Source organism: Clostridium tetanomorphum, from assembly GCF_017873215.1.
GTDB classification, from domain to species: Bacteria; Bacillota; Clostridia; order Clostridiales; family Clostridiaceae; genus Clostridium_AO; species Clostridium_AO tetanomorphum.
Genome location: NZ_JAGGKA010000023.1, coordinates 1 through 21706, shown reverse-complemented (window position 1 = coordinate 21706; position 21706 = coordinate 1). Strand labels below are relative to the sequence as shown.

General features: G+C 28.7%; 17 protein-coding genes. 1 reads left to right on the top strand and 16 read right to left on the bottom strand.

Annotated features, from left to right (window positions below; translation table 11 throughout):
• Positions 1-7 precede the first annotated feature (7 nt).
• The 8 genes from pcrA to J2Z24_RS17770 all read right to left on the bottom strand — a co-directional run bounded on the left by pcrA (position 8) and on the right by J2Z24_RS17770 (position 10783).
• Positions 8-2230 (bottom strand): DNA helicase PcrA, encoded by a 2223-nt coding sequence (gene pcrA, locus J2Z24_RS17805; protein WP_035145814.1) that lies wholly within the window; start codon positions 2228-2230, stop codon positions 8-10.
• A gap of 202 nt (positions 2231-2432) precedes the next feature.
• On the bottom strand, positions 2433-3617 hold the full coding sequence (locus tag J2Z24_RS17800) for a M20 family metallopeptidase (protein ID WP_035145816.1): 1185 nt from the start codon (positions 3615-3617) through the stop codon (positions 2433-2435).
• A 134-nt stretch (positions 3618-3751) separates the two neighbouring features.
• Positions 3752-4882: an AbgT family transporter gene (locus J2Z24_RS17795; protein ID WP_035145818.1), complete on the bottom strand. Its 1131-nt coding sequence runs from the start codon at positions 4880-4882 to the stop codon at positions 3752-3754.
• Positions 4883-4986: 104 nt separating this feature from the next.
• Entirely contained in the window at positions 4987-6309 is a 1323-nt protein-coding gene (locus tag J2Z24_RS17790; protein WP_051593153.1) for an amidohydrolase, read from the bottom strand.
• Between the two features lie 274 nt (positions 6310-6583).
• Complete coding sequence (locus J2Z24_RS17785) at positions 6584-6901, bottom strand: YerC/YecD family TrpR-related protein (protein ID WP_035145819.1); 318 nt, start codon at positions 6899-6901, stop codon at positions 6584-6586.
• Between the two features lie 315 nt (positions 6902-7216).
• Entirely contained in the window at positions 7217-7933 is a 717-nt protein-coding gene (locus J2Z24_RS17780) for a pseudouridine synthase (protein ID WP_035145822.1), read from the bottom strand.
• A 112-nt stretch (positions 7934-8045) separates the two neighbouring features.
• Positions 8046-8696: a lytic transglycosylase domain-containing protein gene (locus J2Z24_RS17775; RefSeq protein ID WP_035145824.1), complete on the bottom strand. Its 651-nt coding sequence runs from the start codon at positions 8694-8696 to the stop codon at positions 8046-8048.
• An 86-nt stretch (positions 8697-8782) separates the two neighbouring features.
• A complete protein-coding gene (locus J2Z24_RS17770; protein WP_035145826.1) occupies positions 8783-10783 on the bottom strand; it encodes a triple tyrosine motif-containing protein in 2001 nt (666 codons plus the stop codon).
• 134 nt (positions 10784-10917) lie between these two features.
• Here J2Z24_RS17770 and pulA point away from each other — a divergent pair, with 134 nt between their 5' ends.
• Complete coding sequence (gene pulA, locus J2Z24_RS17765; protein ID WP_035145828.1) at positions 10918-13062, top strand: type I pullulanase; 2145 nt, start codon at positions 10918-10920, stop codon at positions 13060-13062.
• A gap of 181 nt (positions 13063-13243) precedes the next feature.
• Here pulA and J2Z24_RS17760 read toward each other — a convergent pair whose 3' ends face one another.
• From J2Z24_RS17760 to J2Z24_RS17725, 8 genes are all read right to left on the bottom strand, one after another.
• On the bottom strand, positions 13244-13693 hold the full coding sequence (locus J2Z24_RS17760; RefSeq protein WP_035145830.1) for a YaiI/YqxD family protein: 450 nt from the start codon (positions 13691-13693) through the stop codon (positions 13244-13246).
• Between the two features lie 22 nt (positions 13694-13715).
• Positions 13716-15065 (bottom strand): glucose-6-phosphate isomerase, encoded by a 1350-nt coding sequence (locus J2Z24_RS17755; protein ID WP_035145832.1) that lies wholly within the window; start codon positions 15063-15065, stop codon positions 13716-13718.
• 616 nt (positions 15066-15681) lie between these two features.
• Entirely contained in the window at positions 15682-16728 is a 1047-nt protein-coding gene (locus tag J2Z24_RS17750) for a hypothetical protein (protein WP_244983374.1), read from the bottom strand.
• An 81-nt stretch (positions 16729-16809) separates the two neighbouring features.
• Positions 16810-18036, bottom strand: coding sequence for an ABC transporter permease (locus tag J2Z24_RS17745; RefSeq protein ID WP_035145835.1), 1227 nt, complete (start codon positions 18034-18036; stop codon positions 16810-16812).
• A gap of 2 nt (positions 18037-18038) precedes the next feature.
• Positions 18039-18902: an ABC transporter ATP-binding protein gene (locus tag J2Z24_RS17740; RefSeq protein WP_035145837.1), complete on the bottom strand. Its 864-nt coding sequence runs from the start codon at positions 18900-18902 to the stop codon at positions 18039-18041.
• A 111-nt stretch (positions 18903-19013) separates the two neighbouring features.
• On the bottom strand, positions 19014-20126 hold the full coding sequence (locus tag J2Z24_RS17735; protein WP_035145838.1) for a sensor histidine kinase: 1113 nt from the start codon (positions 20124-20126) through the stop codon (positions 19014-19016).
• Positions 20116-20805, bottom strand: a complete 690-nt coding sequence (locus J2Z24_RS17730; RefSeq protein WP_035145840.1) for a response regulator transcription factor — start codon at positions 20803-20805, stop codon at positions 20116-20118. The genes J2Z24_RS17735 and J2Z24_RS17730 overlap by 11 nt, the downstream gene beginning before the upstream one ends.
• 182 nt (positions 20806-20987) lie before the next feature.
• On the bottom strand, positions 20988-21320 hold the full coding sequence (locus J2Z24_RS17725; protein WP_035145842.1) for a hypothetical protein: 333 nt from the start codon (positions 21318-21320) through the stop codon (positions 20988-20990).
• Positions 21321-21706: the final 386 nt, after the last annotated feature.

Genomic DNA, 21706 nt, shown 5'->3' with positions numbered 1-21706 from the left:
TACCTCCCTAAACCGCTTCTAAAGGGGCAACACTAAGCATAAGTATTTTAACACCCATTCTATCAAACGCTACTGTTAATTTTATATCATCACCATTTTTTACAGCACTTACTATAGTTCCTATTCCAAATTTACTATGTTTCACTTTTTTCCCTGGCCTAGCTTGTTCTAAAGATAACTTACCATCTTCATTATCTTTCTTTAATTTAGCACTATCTACAGATATTTCCTTAACCATTCTATTATTGTTTGAATATATACTTTCTCTTTTATAAAAATTATTCCCACTTAAATTATTTCTTCCTTCTTTTATAAAATCCTTTAAATCTAAAGATATTTCTTCTATAAAATCTGATTGTGAATAAGCTACAGTTCTTCCAAACATCATTCTTCTTTCCGCAGAAGTCATATATAATTTTTCTTTTGCTCTAGTAATACCAACGTAACAAAGTCTCCTTGACTCTTCCATTTCATCTGGATCATCTAAAGATTTAGCTCCAGGAAAAATTCCATTTTCCATTCCAGCCATGAACACTACTGGAAACTCTAATCCTTTAGCACTATGTACAGTCATAAGCACAACAGCTTCTACTTCTTCATCAAAATTATCTATATCTGAAACTAATGCTACTTGCTCTAAGAAAGCAGATAAACTTTTATCTTCGGAATAGTTTTCAAAATCTACTGCTGCTGAAACTAATTCCTTTAAATTCTCTATTCTACTTAAATCTTCTATATTACTTGATTTTTGTAATTCAGCCATATATCCTGTAGATTCCAAAATCTCTTGTATAAGCTTAGATACATGCACTTCATCCTTTTTTCTAATAAAACTATTCATTAAACTTATAAACTTATTAATAGAAGAAGTTGCTCTTGTAGACAATCCTATACTATCTGCATCCAACAATACGCTATATGCACATTCTTCCATAGAAGAAGCAAATTCCTGTATTTTCTCTATGGTAGCATCCCCTATACCTCTCTTAGGTACATTTATTATTCTTTTTAAACTTATGTCATCAAGTGGATTATTAATAAGTTTTAAATAGCTCATTACATCCTTTATTTCTTTTCTATCATAGAATTTTAACCCTCCAACTATCTTATACGGAATATTATTTCTCATAAATGCTTCTTCAAAAATACGTGATTGAGCATTAGTTCTATAAAGTATTGCAAAATCTTTATAGCTCTTATTTTCATCTTCCATAATCTTCTTTATTTCAGATGCTATAAACTGAGATTCTTCTATGTCAGAACATGCCCTGTATATTTTTATTTTTTCTCCATTACCATTACTAGTCCTAAGTACTTTATTTTTTCTATTATAATTATTTTTAATAACTGCATTAGCTGCATTTAATATATTGGCCTTTGATCTATAGTTTTCTTCTAATTTTATAATCTTCACTTCTGGATAGTCTTTTTCAAAGTCCAATATATTTCTTATATCTGCACCTCTCCACTCATATATACACTGGTCGTCATCACCAACTACACAAATATTTCTATGAGATGCTGATAGTAATCTAGTAAGCTCATATTGTGATTTGTTTGTGTCTTGATATTCATCTACCATTATATACTTAAACTTTCTTTGATAAAACTCTAAAACTTCTGGATTCTTTTTAAATAATTCTACAGTTTTGTATATTAAATCATCAAAATCCAAAGCATTACTACTTTTTAATTTTTTTTGATATAGCATATATAAATCTGCTATTTTATTTAATTTATAGTCTTTTTCATTATTCCTTTTAAATCCTTCTGGTGAAATAAGATTATCTTTTAATTGTCCTATTTTATTAAGCACAACTCTATCATCAAAATCCTTATCATTAATATTAAGCTCCTTTAAACACTCTTTCATTAAAATTTTTTGATCGTAACTATCATATATAGCAAAGTTCTTATTATATCCAAGTTTTTCTCCTTCTCTTCTTAGTATTCTAACACAACTTGAATGAAAAGTAGTTATCCACATATTATCTGCTTCATTTCCCACTATATTTCTTACTCTTTCCTTCATCTCACTGGCTGCCTTATTGGTAAAAGTAATTGCTAATATTTGAGAAGGATAAATATTTAAGTTATTTATTAAATTTGCTATTCTATAAGTGAGAACTCTAGTCTTTCCAGAGCCTGCACCTGCTAGTATGAGTAAAGGGCCTTCAACAGTAGTAACAGCTTCATACTGTTCTTTATTTAATAATTTCTTTAAATCCATATACTTTCACTCCCTGTTTTTTCTAATGGCCTTTTTAATATTAGTTAATCTGTTTAATATTATAACATTTTCCCTACCCTTTAATCATCTTTAAATTTTATTTTTATAACAGTTAAAAAGATTGATTTATATTAAATCAATCCCTTTATATAATTTTAAATTAATTATTAATATTCTGTTAATTATCTTTGTAATATGAATATCATTTTAAAAATTGAAAAACAACATCACATAAAGCTTTAATTCCAATAGGAATGGCTCCTTCATCACATATAAAGTTAGGATTATGAAGTATGCAACGATTTTCATTTATTTTTGACCTACAACCTAACCACATAAAAGTACACGGGACATGCTTATTGAAAAATGAAAAATCTTCAGCTCCTGTAGCCGGTTTATTTGTAATAATTACATTTTCATCTCCTATAGATTGTTTTAATGCTTTTATAACAATTTCAGTCAATTTATCATCATTTTCTGTAAGAGGATATCCATTTACATATTTAAATTCATAATCACACCCTAATGCATAACAAGTATTTTTTATTACTTCCTCAATTCTTTTTGGCACGTACTCTGCTACATTAGAATTAAAAGTTCTTACAGTTCCTTCTAAATTAACTTCATCTGCTACAACATTATATCTATATCCTCCATTTATGATTCCTAAAGTTATTACTGCACTCTCTAAAGGATTTATGTTTCTACTTACTATTGTTTGCAATGCAGTAATTACATATGCAGCTCCTAAAATAGCATCTATTCCTTGATGTGGTGCTGAGCCATGAGCACTCTTCCCTTTTATTTTGATAAATATTCTATCAGACTGTGCCATCATAACTCCTTTTTTTAATGCTATTTTCCCTAAAGGTAAGTCCCATACATGTAATGCCACAGCTCCATCTACTCTAGGACTTTCTAGTACTCCATCTTCAATCATGTAATTCGCTCCCCCTGTAGGATTACATTCCTCTGCTGGCTGAAATACAAACTTAACATTTCCATTTATATATCCTTTCATTTGAGATAATACTCTTGCTGTTCCTAATAGTATAGAAGTATGCATATCATGTCCACAAGCATGCATAATTCCCTTATTTTGTGACTTAAATGGTAAATCTGTTAATTCGTCTATAGGTAAGGCATCCATATCAGCTCTTAATAATAGAGTTTTTCCTGTTTCCTTACCTTTTAATAAAGCTACTACTCCTGTTTTCCCAACTTCTCCTTCTATTTCAAGTCCCATGTTCTTTAAATTATCATAAATAACTTTTGCAGTTCTATGCTCTTTCATTCCTAGTTCTGGATGAGTATGTATATCTCTTCTTACCCTAATTATTAAATCTAATTCTTTTTTTATAAGTTCTTCAACTTTTTCGTTAACCATATAAAATCCCCCTCTTTGAAATTTTGGGGCTGTCGTACTAAGAATAAATCTCTCAACATATTGTGTTTGATATTGATTTGCAAAGCAATATATTGTATGTAAATTTCTTAATGCGACAGCCTCATTTTTATTTCTTATGCTGGACCTAATGGTAATCCAACGGCAAACCAAGTCATACCCAATACAATCCAAACTGCTAACATTATTAAACTATAAGGTATCATCAAAGACAAAATAGTTCCTACACCTGCTTCCTCCTCATATTCATTTGCCAATCCTATTATTATGGGGAAATAAGGAAATAATGGAGAGATTATATTAGTAGTTGAGTCTCCTATTCTATATAGCATTTGAGTTATTGCTGGACTATAGTCTAACATATAAAACATAGGTACAAATATTGGAGCAAGTAATGCCCATTTCGCCGAACCACTTCCTATAAATAAATTTATAAAAGCAGTTAATAATATAAACATTACAAATAATGGTATTCCTTTAAAATTAGCAGCTTTTAATGCGTTGGCTCCATTTACTGCAATTATATATCCTAAATTACTCCAATTAAAATACGCTATAAATTGTCCAATTACAAATACTAATACTATATAAGATGACATATCTTTCATAGCTATAGTCATATATTTAGGTAAATCAATCATACTTGTTATTTTCCCTACCTCTTTACCATATATATAAGATACAATTATAAATAATATTAATAAAAGAGGAATTATTGAATTTAAAAAAGGAGATGGTACTAAAGAATAAGTTTTAGGATGCCTGCCCATAGATGCGAATATTACCGCAGCAATAGCTGGCACTACAACAATTGCTGCATCTGAAGCTATATTTCCACAGATACCTATGAGCATTACTGTAAAAGTAACTACTTTTGGAGATGCCCCTAGTATAGTATCTCTCATAAATGCAGATATAAATCCAACATGTTCAGCAAGTCCTATTCCTAATGTCATAGTAAGAACCAAACCTAATGGTGCAAATCCAGTAAAGTTTTTAATCATGCTTTCTAGCATATATCTTATTCCTGAAGCAGATAATAAATTTTTTACCACTATTATCTTTTCATCTACTGGATTTTTAACACTAACTCCTATAAAGGAACACACTAATGAAGCAATCCACACTATAACTATTAACCACAAGAATAATATAAATGGATGAGGAATTTTATTTCCTATCCTTTCTACCCAGCCTAAAAATCCCCCAACTTTTTTATTTTGGATAACCCTTTTTTCAGTATTCATTTTAACCCCCCAATTAAAAATAAATTTATACCATAGCAATGATTAAAAACAATATCTAGCTCTATGAGTAAATTATTTTATAAATAAAGGTTCAGCAAAAGTATTTACATTTCACTCCTTCCATTTATATTTATGGCAGAGAAAGCGTATACCTTTTCAGCAATTTTTAAAACTCTTTCATCAAAATCAAAAGAACTATTATGATGATCTGCAGTTCGTTTTGTTCCAAAGATAAGATACACTGCTTTTCCTCCATTCTCTTGAACCTTATTCATCATATAAGTAACATCCTCCGAACCACTAAGTTTTCCATACTGGATTATATCAGTAATTTCTTCTATTTTATTAGCTTCATTCTCAACTATTTTTGACAGCTCTATATCACTTTTACCTTTCTGTGCTTTTCCTACTACCTTTACTTCATAATCAAGGTCATACATAATTGCAGCCCCTTTTATAATTTGCATAGCTCTATTTGTTATATATTCATTAATGTTATTACTCTCTCCCCTAGTTTCTAATTTTATTTCAGCATTCTCTGGTATTACATTTCTTCCTGTACCAGCTTTTAATACTCCTACATTAATTCTTGCAATTCCGTCCTCATGTTGACATAAATTATGCAAATTTAAAGTAGCTACTGTTGCACCTAATAAAGCATTTTTCCCATTTTGAGGAGAAGCACCAGCATGTGAACTCTTTCCTTTAAAAATCACATCAAATTTTGTTGTAGCCATAAAACCACTAGTATTACATACTATTTCCCCTAATTTCTTTGATGCAAAACCTATATGACCACTAAAAAAATAATCCACTCCTTCTAGTATTCCTCTATTTACCATGGAATAAGCTCCCCTTACCCCTTCTTCTGCTGGCTGAAAAATAAATATTATCTTTCCCTTTAATTTACTTTGTAATCTCTTTAATACTTTTGCTAATATAAGCCCTATAGATGCATGTCCATCATGCCCACAAGTATGCATAGCTCCTTTATTTATAGATACAAACCCCTCCTGTACTGGTCTATGATTTACAAAATTATTTTCTATACCTTCATTAGCATCTATATCAAATCTAAACGCTGTAGTTGGCCCTGGAACATTTGTATTTAATATTCCAATTACTCCAGTATATCCTCCATGCATTTTTTCAATATATTTCTTAATTCCACCTTGTTTCAAAGCTCTATTCATATGTTCTTTTAATTCTTCTTCAGAGGGCAATCCCATCATAGATTCTTTATGAAATATTTCATCTCCTAATTTTATTTCTACTCCAATGTTCTCTAGATATTCCGCAATTTTTGAAGCTGTACGAAATTCTGTCCATGCAAATTCAGCATATTTATGAAAATCCCTCCTTAAACATATAAGCTCACTTTCTAATAAATTAATAAATTCACTAATATTTTCATAGATAGACTCCATATTATATCACATCCTTAACCTTATATAACGTTTTTAATATACTTCTTCAAATATGGTTAAACCCCTTCTTTATTTACAAAATTTATATAAATATTAATAAAATTTAAATAATTGAAACTTTATGTAATTTTTTATTCATTATTTTAAACAATATTATTACAGTAAAATTTTCTATAAGTCTAAATAAACACTATAAAAAAGAGTTGATATTTACTATCAACTCTTGAAATTATTAAACGTTTACTTATTAAATTATATATTATTGCAACATTACTTATATTTTTTCTTCCTCATTGCTATCTTCTAATCTTCTAAGAACTATATTATAACCATCACTACCATAATTTAAGCATCTATTTACTCTACTTATAGTGGCTGTGCTTGCTCCAGTACTACTAGATATATCTTGATATGTTTTCTTTTTCTTAAGCATATTTGCTACTTGCATTCTTTGTGCCAATGCCTGAATCTCATTTATAGTACAAATATCATCAAAAAATCTATAGCACTCTTCTATTGTTTCTAATGATAAAATAGCTTTACATAAAAAATCCATATCTTCACTTTCAACTTTAGATCTGTAATCCCCCATGTACCTCATCTCCTTTTTCAAATAATTCTTAATAAACAATTACTATATAAATTCTAACATTATTAAGGAGATTAATCTATATGAAAAGTATAATTTTTTATGAAAATTTCCTCAAAAAAGTAAAACAACCCATTGGGGCGTGGGTTGTTCAATAAATAAAAGGGGGCTATTCATTCTTTTATTTATTCTTGCAATATAATTATATAAGATATAATTAGAAAATTCAAGGGTTATATGCAAAATAAATTGTAAAGTTTTTATTAAAATGCTTGAAATCATTCATCTTTTGTTCATATTGTCCTTCAAGTTCATTCATTATATACTTTTTAATTTATTTAATTCATCTTCAGTTAGCTCTCTGTATTTTCCCTCTTCTAAATTCTCATCTAAGTCTAAACTACCAAATTTAATTCTTTTAAGATATATTACTTTCTTATTTAAAGCTTCAAACATTCTTTTAACTTGGTGATACTTTCCTTCCTGTATTGTTACATATACCTCTGAACCATTTTCATCAGCTTTTTTTATTTCAAGCTTTCCTGGCAAACACTTATATCCATCATCTAAAATTATACCTTTTTCAAAAGCATTTATATCTTTTTCATCTACCTGCTTATTAATTTCAGCATAATATACCTTGTCTACATGCCATTTTGGTGATATAAGTCTGTGATTAAGTTCTCCATCATTAGTTATAAGTAATAATCCTACTGTATCTTTATCCAATCTTCCTACAGGAAATGGTTTAAATACTTGATATTCTGGTTCTAATAAATCTATAACAGTTTCATCATAATTATCAAAAGTAGCTGATACCACTCCTGATGGTTTATTCATTATTAAATATATAAATTTTCTATAATTAATTTCTTCTCCATCAACTTTTATTTTGCACTTTTCTGGATCTATATTCATACCAGAATCTTTTACAACAATTTCATCAACTTCTACAGCACCACTTTTTACAAGTGCCTTAACTTCTTTTCTTGTGCCATATCCTAAATTGGCCAATACTTTATCTAATCTTTCCACAAATTATTACCTCCATATACTTTTGTTTATATTCATAATATATCATTTATATACTTCCCAAATCTACTATAAAAAATAAAAAACAGTCCTCTGACTGTTTTTTATTTTTCTTCTATTTTCCATAATACTTCATTACTTTTTTCACATAATCTCTTGTTTCATATGGTAATTTATTAATATCAGATACATTTTTCACGCCTCTTCTTTGCAATGTTCCTGGGCCTGCATTATATGCTGCTAAAGCTAATTCTTTACAGTTCCCATACATATCTAACAATCCTTTTAGATATTTTGTTCCACCATTAACATTATCCTCTATATTATATGGATTCTTAACTCCTAAATAACTTGCAGTTTCAGGCATAAGCTGCATAAGTCCCATAGCTCCAGCTGTGGATGTACTATTAGAATCAAAATCTGATTCTTGTTTTATAACTGCCATAACTAAATCTTTATCTATACAAAATTTCTTTGATACTTGTTCTATTAATTTATTTAATTCTTTACTATCACTTTTTACATTATTAAATGTGGATTTTAATTCAGATACTAACTTCTGTCCTCCACCATACCCTAAATTTTTTAGATCTATTTCTCCAAAACTACCATTGTTTATACCATTTTTATCTATAATAGAATTACTTAGACTTTCTAATATGGCTGAAAAAGCTATGGAATCCTCCCCTAAAGTACTTTTAAGTGCTTGAGTAAACAACTGCATTTGAAGAAAACTCTCTACTTTTTTATTATCATCTATTTTCATTACTTCACCACCAAAATTCTAAAACATATTTTATATCTTTATCGTCGTTAATTTATTTTACTTTAATACATTTATGCAAATATATTCTATTCTACATAGAATTCACTGATATCATAATCTTCATAAGCACACTTTTTATAACTACTTTTGCACAAACACAGCAATTTATATTTTCCTTTGGAAAATGGAATAAAACTATAATAATTTTTTTTACTATACGCTTGAACCTTTATCCATTCATCCTTTTCCATTAGATAAAACTCATATAAATTATCCTTTCCTCCATTACTTTCTACAGAAAATATAGCTGGTTCATTCTCCTTAATTTTTGATTTATCACTTTTAATTTTAGTGTTTACTATAGGTAATGTATCATTAACAACTACTCTTATATCCTTTTTGCAATCGAATAATTCCTGACTTTTCTTATTTTTCCCATAAATTTGAATCCCATATATACCGCTACATTTTGGCGTAAATACATATTCCTTGCTGGAAGCAAAATCGCTTTCTTCTACTTTATGTCCATTAATTTTTAATGCATATTTTATTAATACATCTTTTGTATTGCTTGTTATAACTTGAACTAAAATATCGTCTCCACATAAGAAATGCTCTTTTACAGGATATAATACATAATCAATTGTTGCAGGAAAAAAATCATATACATCTATATATAATATTGAATGGCTATCATATTGTCTTCTTGAAAATTTATCTTTGACTCTAACCTCTAATTCATATTTACCAACTTCTTTGGGAATAAATTTTGTCCAATTAGAAATTCCATAATCTATAACTTGTTTTTTTCCATCTTTTTTTATTATAAAACTATATCTTAAATTTAACCCTCCTGATGCTTGAACCATTATAGTTAATTCTTCATCCTTTAATATTTTATTTCCTTTATCAAAAGTAACCTTGTCAATATTTACAGGTTCCTTACTTTTTTCATCTATTATAAAATTTAATTCTTTTTTCCTCTCAAAACTTCCTTCAAAGGAAGAATCCTTTACAAACAAAGTTATCTTATACTCTCCTGGCATCTTTGTTTTCCACAAATAATTATCGTTTTTTATATATCCAGAATCCTCACCATAATTTCCATCTATTATATATCTATATAATAAATTCTTACCTCCATACACCACTGCCTTAAGTAATATATCAGTTTCACATATTTGTGGTGACATTTTATCTGTGGTAAAGCTTTTTATTTCTATTTCTTTATATCTTTTTACATTATAATTAATTATTGCTCTATCATCGTACTCTTTTTGCGAATACATATCTCTTATATAACATAAAAGTTTATAATTTCCGCTAATCTCTTCTATATAACTAACTATTTTCTTTGTGGAATAATCCTGTACACATGAAGATGTGCCATCTTCATGTATTTTTATAAATTTATAGAGCACCGTTCTATTGTCCTTATTATTAACATTTACTTCAAAAATAAGTTCTACACCACATAATAATTGTGAAGATAAACATTTAAAATCTGTTATCTCTATCTTTTCTAAAGGTAAAACTTCAAATTCAATTCTATTAAAATCATCATAATTATTTTTTGAATATATATCTTTACATTCTACTAATATTTCATTTTTTCCAGGGTTTTTTGCAGTTAGAGTTAAGATATTTTCTGAAGAATAATCTTTTATCATATTCCAATTAAAATCTTCTCTAATCCAATATCTATACATAAGAGGAATTTTTTCTGAACTAACTGTTATATTGATTTTTTCTCCAACCTTTACTATGCTTTTATCTATATTTATTGATGAGATAAATTTTTCTTCTATCTTTCCAATTATAAAATCTCTTCTGGAAACATATTCAAACATTTTATTACTATTTTGTGGTTTGGCTTGTACCATTATAGTATACTTACCATCATCTTTTGGTATCCACTTAAAAGTGTTATTTTCATTGAAGTCCTGTAATGTGTCCCAAACTCCATTACATCCTAAGAAAAATTTATATAAAAATCTTTCCTCTAAAGTATTGCTAGCTAATATATTTATTTCTTTTCCTTTCTCCTGTGGGCTATCTAAATTAAAATCAATGACAAGTTCATTCATATACCTCATCTCCTGTACACCATATTCCTATCATATATTATACTATGATTCCATATTTTGTAATAGGTTTTTATTTACTTTTTTCTATTTATCTAATATTATGATATTAGTCGTATCTAAGGAGGAATATATTTATGAATATATATAACCTTATTATAACAAGTTTTACGAAAATAAAATTCAATGTAGATAATATTGTAAATTTTAATGTAAAAGATCTTATATTTAAAAATGATGAAGATGTAATAGCAGTTGATAATTACAAAATAGAAAATAATACATTTATATTTAATTTAAAATCTGAAATAAATATAAAGAAAGAATGTTTTCTTATATATGAAAATTTAAAAATTAGAGGAAGTTATCACAGATTATTTATTACAAAAGAATTTAATGATAAATATTATTGCAACTCAGAACTTGGATATAAATATACTAAAGATTATACTTCATTTAGAATCTGGTCTCCTGCTGCGTCAAACATTTTTCTTCTAATTTATAAAAATGGAGATGATTCAATTGAAGAAACTCCTAAAAAAATTCAGATGAAATCATTAAAACATGGTTTATGGTATTATAAGCTTAATGGCGACTTTAATGGTTGCTATTACACCTATGAAATAAATGTTTACAATAACATTTATGAAGCTGTAGATCCTTATGCTATAGCTATAGGAATAAATGGACTAAGGGGTGCTATTATAGACTTAAGTAAATCAAATCCTGAACACTGGCATAATGACATATCTCCAAGACCTAATCATTTTACAGATGCTATAATCTATGAAACAAATGTAAGAGATATATCTATACATCCTATTAGTGGAATTTTTAATAAGGGTAAATATTTAGGTCTTTGTGAAGAAAACACATACTCTAATGAAAATATGTCTACTGGATTATCTCACTTAAAAGAATTAGGAATAACCCATATTCAACTTATGCCCGTATTTGATTTTTCTTACAAAAGTGTAGATGAAAAAAATATAGCTACCTACAATTGGGGATATGACCCTCAAAACTATAATGTTCCTGAAGGAATATATTCTACTAATCCTTTTGATCCATATTGTAGAATACAGGAGCTAAAAAAAATGATTATGATTCTGCATAAAAATGGTTTTTGTGTAAATTTAGACGTAGTTTTTAATCATTTGTGGCATACCATTGACAATAACTTTCAAAAAATATTTCCCGGGTATTATTTTAGATATTATAATGACGGATCTATATCAAACGGAAGTGGTTGCGATAATGATACAGCTTCTGAAAATCCAATGATGAGAAAATTTATGTTAGATTCCATTAAATTCTGGGTAAAAGAATATCATATTGATGGTTTTAGGTTTGATTTAATGGGATTACATGATATAAATACTATGAATTTTATAAGAAAAGAATTGGATAAGATAGACTCTTCAATAATGCTATATGGTGAGGGATGGAGCCTAAAAACTGCCCTACCTAATCATAAAAAAGCATGTAAAGAAAATAGTATCAAAATGCCTGGCATAGGCCATTTTAATGATATATTTAGAGATTGTCTAAAAGGAAGTATTTTTATACATAAAGACATTGGATATGTTACTGGAAAAAATGAATTAGAAGAAATTATAAAAAATTGTATTTCAGCTTCTCTTAAACTAGAAAAAAACTCCACTGGTATTTTCAATATGCCCTATGAAACTATAAATTATGCTTCTTGTCATGATAATCATACTTTATGGGATAAAATAAATTTAAGTTGTGAAAATGAGAGCTTCGATAATAAAAAATATATGCATAAGCTTTGTAATGCTATTATATTAACAAGTCAAGGTATACCCTTTTTACACTGTGGAGTGGAATTTTGTAGAACAAAACATTTTATAGAGAATAGCTTTAAATCTGGTGACGATATAAATTGGATAGATTGGAGCCGAAAATTTATGTTTCTAGATGTATTTAAATACTATAAAGAGTTAATAAATTTAAGAAAATCCCATGCTTCTTTTAGAATGTATAAAAAAGAAGATATAGAAAAACATCTTTTATTTTTAGATAATTTACCCAAAAATGTAGTAGCTTTTATTTTAAAAAATTATCCTAAAGATATTTGGAAAAACATTTTAGTAGTTTATAATCCAAACAAAAATAGTGAATTTTTAAAAATACCTAATAAAACTTGGAACTTGATAGCTACAAGAAACTATATAAGTTCTACTCCTATACAAACATTTATTTCTTCTAGAATACAAGTAGAACCAATTAGCATGACTATATTATATTCTAATGATTAACAAAAAAGTAAGGATAATTTTTCTATACTGTTGCTACGGAAAATTTTAAATTATAAGATTATAAATGTTTTTCATAATTATCAACAGATGAAAATTATCCTTATTCACTATTCATAAATTATCATTTATTATTTAGATCTTTTTGTAACATAGTGAAAAAATACTAGTTATCTTTATTGCGTTATTTATTATCTTCTTGGCCTTTTTTTATTAATAATAGTATATTTTTATATAGTCTTTCATCATCTTCTTTACTTCTTTTTTTAGGATTAGAAGTTTTTCCACCACTTCTTCTTACTTTAGAACTTATATGCCTTTCAAACAATAATCTATCTATATTTTTATCATCATAAATATACCCTTTAGGATTTATAGCATAAGCCTTTTTACCAAGAACCATAGCTGCAACTCCATAATCCTGAGTTACCACTATATCATCTTTTTTTGTTGCATTAGTTAGTACTATATCTACACTTTGGAATCCACTTTCCACGTACTTTACTTCACTATAATGACTTTTTATAATATGATTCATATCACAATACATTATTACTTCTATTTCACATTCCATAGCTGCCTTTTCTATTAAATCTCTTCCTGGACATGCATCTGCATCTACCAATATACGCATACTTTCTCCTAACGTTAAACTATTATTTTAATCTTTCCTCTAAATCCTTCTTCATTTCTTCATAACCTGGTTTTCCTAAAAGAGCAAACATATTCTTTTTATAATCTTCAACTCCAGGTTGATTAAATGGATTAACTCCTAAAAGATATCCACTCATACCACAAGCCTTTTCAAAGAAGTAAACTGCATATCCAAAATTATAAGGATTAAGTTCTGGTATATTTACAACTACCCCTGGAACATTTCCGTCATTGTGAGCCAATATTGTCCCTCTGAAAGCCTGTTTATTTACAAAATCCATAGTCTTTCCAGATAAAAAATTAAGTCCATCTACATTTTCTTTATCTTCTTTTATAACTATTTCCTTTCTTGGCTTCTCCACGTTTATAAAAGTTTCAAATATTATTCTTAATCCATCCTGTATATATTGTCCCATAGAATGAAGGTCTGTTGAAAAATCCACTGCTGCTGGGAATATTCCTTTATTATCCTTTCCTTCACTTTCCCCATAAAGTTGCTTCCACCACTCTCCAAAGTAATGTAAGCAAGGCTCAAAATTAGCTACAATTTCTATATATTTTCCTTTTCTATATAAAGCATTTCTTACAGCTGCATATCTATAACAAGGATTTTTATCTAAATCTATTTCCATAAAATCCTCTCTAGCATTCGCTGCACCTTTCATCATTTCTTCTATGTCTATTCCTGCTACAGCTATAGGTAAAAGTCCTACTGGAGTTAAAACAGAATATCTTCCTCCTACATCATCAGGAATTACAAAAGTTTCAAACCCTTCTTGATCTGCTAAAGATTTTAAAGCTCCCTTCTCTTTATCTGTAGTTACAAATATTCTATTTTTAGCTTCTTCTTTTCCATATTTATTTTCTACTAATTCCTTAAATATTCTAAAAGCAATAGCTGGTTCAGTAGTAGTTCCAGATTTAGATATTACATTAATTGAAAAATCCTTTTCCTCTAGTAACTCTAATAAATCTGCCATATAAGTAGAACTTATATTATTTCCTACATAAAAAATAGCTGGAGTTTTTCTTTTATCTTTATTTATATTATTATAAAAAGTATGGCTTAACATTTCTATAGCTGCTCTAGCTCCAAGATAAGAGCCACCTATTCCTATGACAATTAAAATATCTGAATTTGATTGAATTTTTTTTGAGGCTAATTGTATTCTCTCAAATTCTTGTTTATCATAATCACAAGGTAAATCTACCCAACCCAAAAAATCCTTTCCTGCCCCAGTAGCATTATGAAGCATATTATGTGCCTCTTTAATAAATGGTTGAAAATAAAATATTTCCTCATCTTTTAAATAAGGTTTTGTATTACTTAAATCCAAAGTCAATTTTTCCATATGTTTCCCCTCCTTGAAAATCTATATAATAGTTTTAACTAAAGTTTGCCTAAATATAATTTAAATTCAATTAATGTGACTATATAAAATTTTAGTATATTAGGAAATCTAAATCAAGGTAATCTTGAAATTTATACCTTATTTTCCACCACTTTATATAGCATATTTATTAAAGATTTAGAAATTATTTTATAATTTAATGGAGTGCAATAAAAAAAATGATAGCTAATAAGCTATCATAAGCTTAATGAAATTATTTTATTTAAATATATGTTCTATCTCATCATCAATCTGCTTTTTCAAATAACTGTACTATTTTTTCATTGAAAAAGCCTAATATAATTGATAAAGAGGTGAATAAAAATCTTACTAAAACAGAATTAACAGTTATTAAATTAAAGTGATTATTTTTAGCAATCTCCCACACCTACAAATACTGAACTAACTACAGAAATAACAATAATGAACTACATCTTCTTTAAAAATTTTATAATTTTATATATTCACCCCTTATTCGTTCCTACCCTTTCAATATATATTTATTAATTTCATCTTTATTGCTATCATATTTATTTTTCATTTTATTGTAAAATAAATATTTTGCTCTATACTACAATTATAATATTTTCTTTCTGCAAATTGCATGACTGAGCAATATGCCAAATACAATAAACATCAGAATCATATTTATCATAACTGCGTATGGTCTCCAAATCCACATACCAAAACGAAATCCAGGTATCTCATATATTATTTGTGATGATGCCATTGGAAGGGCATTTAAGATAAATCGGAAGAATTTCCATGGTATTTTGATAAAGAAAGCCATAATAATGTAGAAAATATTCATTGCAATTCCTATTGATGTAGCCAAGGTTGTCTTCTCCGCCTTGTAGGATATCCACCCCATAATGGTTGTTAGGGCCAACACTCCTAAAATTTCACTTACAAACATTAGAATTATTCCATCTCTTAATGTAAAATTTCCTATAGAAAATAATGCAATTACTTTCAAACTGCTCTTTAAAGCCTGAAATCCCGTAGCTGAACCTAGTATTAGCATTGTGCCAAGTGTTGCTACTAAAGTCAGTAATAAACTATATATTATAACTGGTAGAAGGCGAACGCCCATCATCTTTTTTCCCAGCTTTGTTGCATAAATAATTTCCATGCTGCCATCTTCCATGCTATCAGAATAGGTAGCTGCGGCAAAAAATGTAACCATAAAGAGAATTACTACATAAATAACCTGCAGATTATCAAGTGCTATGCTCCAATAATAACTTCCTGGATATTTAATAAAAGGTGTTTTTACTTTATTCAGTTCTGTCAATGCTTTTGCCTGATACTTTTGAGGAATTTTTTCTATAAGGGCCATAGATTTTTTTCTCCAACATTGATAAAAATCTTTAGCATAGGCATCAGGAAAATCTTTAATTCTGATTTCAGTATAAAGTACTCCGGGATAACTAGCGACTAAACCATATATAAAAGATACAAGTGATGTGTATCTTATTTGGTCTGATTTTTCATCTCTTACCTTGCTAAGCGCTAGCCATAACTTATCTTCGGTCATTTCACCGGAATATATGGCTTCTTCTTTTAGCACTTCAGGTAGATTTTTCTCCCCTCCTATCAGTATTGTATTTAATCCAGCTGTCAAGAAAAGTATCCCTATTATTGATAAGATCACAAATCTTGTAAAAAGCCGACGCTTTAATTCTTGATATATCATTAGTTGTGTTCACCTTCTTCCATAGTTTAAGGCCGTAAATACTGTACTAAGTAAAAATATAATTCCGCTTGCTACAAGTAAAATCGATGGTATCCAGAAAGCTTTTCCCAAAAATGTTGTTATTGGAAACTGTGGAAGTGCTATAGATTGAGGATATAAAAACACTATTCCCCCCGGTGATAATATCCTAATTATATTGAGAATAGAAGAATCCATATCTATAAAAAAAGCCAACATAAAAGCTCCTAGTATTGTTAATATGGAAAGGCCCATTGCTTTTGAGGATTTTTTAACTATAGACGAAATCCAAGTAGAAAAACTTGCTATGGTTAAAATTCCTACCGCTCCAAAAACAAATACTTTTCTAAGTAATTCCCCTTGGGTGTAGGGAAGAAAACTTTTGCTAAAAACCTGTATTGATGTATTTAAAGCATCAGCAGGTAATAACTGCTTCAGCAGCACAACATAAACACCGGCTCCACAAAGATAGGTAATAAATGCCATAATCCAAGGTATAACAATTTTTGCTATGGCGAGGCTTCTCCTACCTTTCACTGTAGCGGTGATAATTTCATCAACTCCACTTTCTTTGTCCTTAGCTATCATAGAACCTGCAAAAATCCCTACCATAACTTGAAGCACAAATGAGAAAAATATTATATGTGCAATTCCATCATCCCAGATGGAGAATCCGCTGTAATAAGTATAAGGTTTTTTAACCTTATCCCACATTGATAGAGCTAATGTCTTTTCACTTTCATTATGTGATTTTTTATCAATATAATTGTGATAATATAAGTCTTCATTTTCATAAAAATGCCTTCCTGAATCCTTAGGAATATGCAAAAGATTTTCTGTAGATTCTCCCCTCATCTTTCTTAATCCAAACTCCTGCATAACTAATGTGTCAGCATAGACAGCATATTTCAATAAGTCTTTGTTCATAACAATATCTTTATCATCGTTACCCTTTAATGAGTTGAGAAACACATCACAACCTTTTTGAAATTTATCTTCAGTCATTTCTCCTGCAGTAACATTTCTATCCTTAGCTGCTGCTTCTATTGCTGCTTTACCTTTATAATCTTTGTAACATCCTATCTGCATAAAGTCTTCAGTAGCTCCCCCTACGATAAAACATGTCCATAGTACTGCCAACGTAATTGCAATTAAAACATATGTGGTTAGCCTTTTAAAGCTAAGCTGTCTTTTTAACTCTTGAAAAAATACATCCATTTTTATACCTCCTTCACTTTCGAAAGGTAAAAGTCATTAAGAGAAGGTGAAACTAATTTACTATTTGCTAATGGAGTATCTGCAACATAACGAATTGTGACCTGTCCCCTACCTTCATTACGAAAATTCATGATTTTATATTCCTTTTCCACCCTTGCCATCTCATTTTCAGAAACAACTGTTTCAAATACATTACCTTCAAGTGTTTGAATTAAAGAATTACTTTCTCCTGCTGCAATTAATTTACCTTTTTCCATAAGTACAAGATAATTAGCAATGAACTCAATATCTGAAACAATATGTGTAGACAAAATAACTATTTTTTCTTTGCTTATTGTAGTTAAATATTGACGGAATTTTCTCCTCTCTTCAATATCTAAACCGGCCGTAGGTTCATCTACAATTAAAATCTCAGGATTATTTAACATAGCTTGACATATTCCAACTCTACGTTTCATTCCCCCTGAAAGTTTATCAACCTTTTTCTTTCTAACTTCCAATAAATTAAATTGACTTAATAATTCACTGATTCGTTCACTTCTCAATTCTTTATTAATTCCTTTTAATGCTCCAATATAATGAAGAAAATCCTCAACTGATTGATTTTTATCATATCCAAATTGCTGAGGTAAGTACCCTACCTTATCCAAATACGTCTCCCTCAATTCAACAATATTTACACCGTCCAACATTATTTTTCCCTTGCTTGGCTTTATATTCCTAACCATCATTCTCATTAACGTGGTTTTTCCTGCGCCATTTGGTCCTAAAAGACCCCAAATTCCTGGTATAAATTCAAGATTCACATCATCAACAGCATTTAAATCTTTAAACTTCTTAGAAATATTATCAACAAATAATTTCATATGTTTTTCCTCCTTAATTAAAGTAATAAAAAAACCTTTCTTTTACTCTCAGTATAACTAAGATAAAAAAAAGGTTTATTCATAAATTATTTAATGTTTATAAAGATTTTATTAAGAATTAGGTAAAGTAATAATAAATACAGTATGTCCATCCTTACTTTCTGCTTTCAAAGAACCCTGATGTTTTTGTACAATTTCTCTTGCAATGGCCAAACCAAGCCCTGACCCGGCTGATTGACTTCTTGACTGATCTCTTCGATAAAACTTTTGAAATATAAGTTTTAATTCCTGCTGGCTTATTACGTCACCATCATTTTCAACGAACAATTTTATCACATGTTCTTCAACTTTTCCGTTTATTTTTATTATAGAATCCTTATGACTATATGCTATAGCATTCTTTAATAGATTATTTAACACTCTAGCAAATAGTAATCCGTCGGCGTAAATCTTAATATTATGAGGCAGATTTATATCAAATTTTAAGTTTTTCTTCTTAAGTAAAGGATATAGTTCTTCAGTTAACTGTTCTAAGAAAAACTTTGCATCTAATGAGCTTTTATTTAAAGGAATTTCCTGAAGACTAAAGCGGGTAATATCAAAAAACTGATTGGTTAAGTCCTCCAATCGATAGGATTTTTCCAAAAGTTTTTTAATATAGTCCTGACGCATATTCTGTGGTACTTCAGATTCCTGCAAAATTGTAAGATAGCCAATGATACTTGTTAGCGGGGTCTTTAAATCATGTGCTAAATAGGTTACAAGATCATTTTTCTTGCTCATCTCCATTAATACGTCCTGTTTCACGAGTTCATTTTCATGTATAATCTCATTTATCTGAGAATCAATTAATTTTAAATCCTGAACTTTTTCAGGTATCTCTCCTTTGGCTAATAAAGATATTCTTTGCTCTAACTGATTTATTATCCTTTCTCGTGCCTTAGTTTGTGAATATCTTGATGTAAAGTAAACAACAATTTCTAAAAGAACGAAAACTCCAACAGCTATATGAGTTAATATATCCCTAAGTCGTAGCCAATAAAATGTGCCCCTAGTAAATTCTACATTTCCATAAGGTGTCACCTTTTCTCTATCAAATAATATTGTTCTTTCAAAGTATTCTGCCACAACTCCTTCCAATTTGAAATCAATAAATAACATTAATACTACAAATATTAAAAATGATAAAATATAATAGTTCCATTTAAATTTTTTACGCTTCAATTATATAACCCACCCCCCAGACAGTTTTAATATATTCGGGATGTTCAAAAGAATCCTCCATTTTTTCTCTTAAGTTTCGAATATGTACTGTTATTGTATTTGTAGATTTTGAATAATACTCATCCTCCCACAATAAATGAAGCAATTTTTCTCCACTTAAGACCTGTCCCTTGTTTAATAATAATACTTCTAGAAGATTAAATTCTGTAGGTGTTAGTTTAAGCTCCTTGTTATTTAAATTAACATGTCTACTCTTTCTATCTAAGATTAAGCCTTTATAATAAATAGTATTATCTTCCTTTATTCCTTCCCCATATTCCTTATACCTCCTAAGCTGAGCTTTAACCCTTGCTGAAACTTCTAATGGATTAAATGGTTTAGTAATATAATCATCTGCACCATAAGCAAGACCTATTATTTTATCTTGATCCGCCGTTTTTGCAGTTAGCATTATTATAGGATAATTGTGCTTAGTACGTATATTTTTGCAAATATTTAGCCCACCTATATCTGGCAACATTAAGTCTAAAATAATTAAATCTGGCTCTTTATTTTCAAGAATTTCAAAAGCATTCTTCCCATTTTCGGCTTCCCATATTTGGAAAGATTCAGCTTCTAAATAGATTTTTAATATATCTCTAATGTCTTTGTCATCTTCTACAATCAAAATTTTCTCCATTTAATCCCTCCATATATTTACATTAAGAAACTTATAATATTGTATATTCCAATTAAGTATAATTATATCAAATATAACTTGTATCTCCATAATTATTTCTATCTTTTATTGAATTAAATATTTATTACAATGATTATGTATAAAAAATAAAATCCCCGAGCCTGAGCTCCGGGTAAAATAATTTATTTCATACCATTATTTATATTGGTTGATTCTATTTTCTCTGGTTCATCCACTATTACTTTCTTGATACTAAAATCATATCCGCCAGTTGCAGTAAATGTAACTAACATAGCATTTATAAGCATTAAGTACACCTTAGCTATAGTAAATGTATTATTTAATATACTGCAAACTACTATATTAAAAAAAGCCACCAAAAAAGTATAATACCTTGTTGGCATTTTTTTTACTACTGGAAGCTCCTTAGTAAACTGTACTGTTAACATAGTAACTACTACAGTGCCCATGTAAGTGCCTAAATACTCTAATGTAACAAAATCATTAAACTCCATGATTTCATCATCTCCTTTATATCAATTCTCTACTGCCATCTGTTCCAGTATCTTGTCCTGTTAATGTATATCTACAATCAATTGCTATACCCATAATAAATCCCTCTATATTAAATATATTATGTTGAATTGCATAAAAAAAGAAGCCTATAAAACCTCCAACTATTGCACATTACATTTGCTAAGTTTTTAGCATGGATAAGATAATCCACACTTTTGGGCAAATTATTAAGGTGTTAACATATATTTCATCTCCTTTAAATTATAAAATAGAAAAACCCTGGTTAATTCCGAGGCCACTGAAAAACTAAGAATATTGAATCGTCATCACGAAAGTGATGGCGGTTTTACTTTTTTGAATCAATAAATTATATTTCTTTAAGGTT

What these genes read in the sequence shown, in the direction of transcription:
- pcrA (WP_035145814.1), bottom strand. Translation starts at nt 2,230, where the DNA reads ATGGATTTAAAGAAATTATTAAATAAAGAACAGTATGAAGCTGTTACT.
- J2Z24_RS17740 (WP_035145837.1), bottom strand. Translation starts at nt 18,902, where the DNA reads ATGAAATTATTTGTTGATAATATTTCTAAGAAGTTTAAAGATTTAAAT.
- J2Z24_RS17775 (WP_035145824.1), bottom strand. Translation starts at nt 8,696, where the DNA reads ATGAAAATAGATGATAATAAAAAAGTAGAGAGTTTTCTTCAAATGCAG.
- J2Z24_RS17730 (WP_035145840.1), bottom strand. Translation starts at nt 20,805, where the DNA reads ATGGAGAAAATTTTGATTGTAGAAGATGACAAAGACATTAGAGATATA.
- J2Z24_RS17760 (WP_035145830.1), bottom strand. Translation starts at nt 13,693, where the DNA reads ATGCGTATATTGGTAGATGCAGATGCATGTCCAGGAAGAGATTTAATA.
- J2Z24_RS17800 (WP_035145816.1), bottom strand. Translation starts at nt 3,617, where the DNA reads ATGGTTAACGAAAAAGTTGAAGAACTTATAAAAAAAGAATTAGATTTA.
- J2Z24_RS17745 (WP_035145835.1), bottom strand. Translation starts at nt 18,036, where the DNA reads ATGGATGTATTTTTTCAAGAGTTAAAAAGACAGCTTAGCTTTAAAAGG.
- J2Z24_RS17755 (WP_035145832.1), bottom strand. Translation starts at nt 15,065, where the DNA reads ATGGAAAAATTGACTTTGGATTTAAGTAATACAAAACCTTATTTAAAA.
- J2Z24_RS17795 (WP_035145818.1), bottom strand. Translation starts at nt 4,882, where the DNA reads ATGAATACTGAAAAAAGGGTTATCCAAAATAAAAAAGTTGGGGGATTT.
- J2Z24_RS17725 (WP_035145842.1), bottom strand. Translation starts at nt 21,320, where the DNA reads ATGGAGTTTAATGATTTTGTTACATTAGAGTATTTAGGCACTTACATG.
- pulA (WP_035145828.1), top strand. Translation starts at nt 10,918, where the DNA reads ATGAATATATATAACCTTATTATAACAAGTTTTACGAAAATAAAATTC.
- J2Z24_RS17790 (WP_051593153.1), bottom strand. Translation starts at nt 6,309, where the DNA reads ATGGAGTCTATCTATGAAAATATTAGTGAATTTATTAATTTATTAGAA.
- J2Z24_RS17785 (WP_035145819.1), bottom strand. Translation starts at nt 6,901, where the DNA reads ATGGGGGATTACAGATCTAAAGTTGAAAGTGAAGATATGGATTTTTTA.
- J2Z24_RS17770 (WP_035145826.1), bottom strand. Translation starts at nt 10,783, where the DNA reads ATGAATGAACTTGTCATTGATTTTAATTTAGATAGCCCACAGGAGAAA.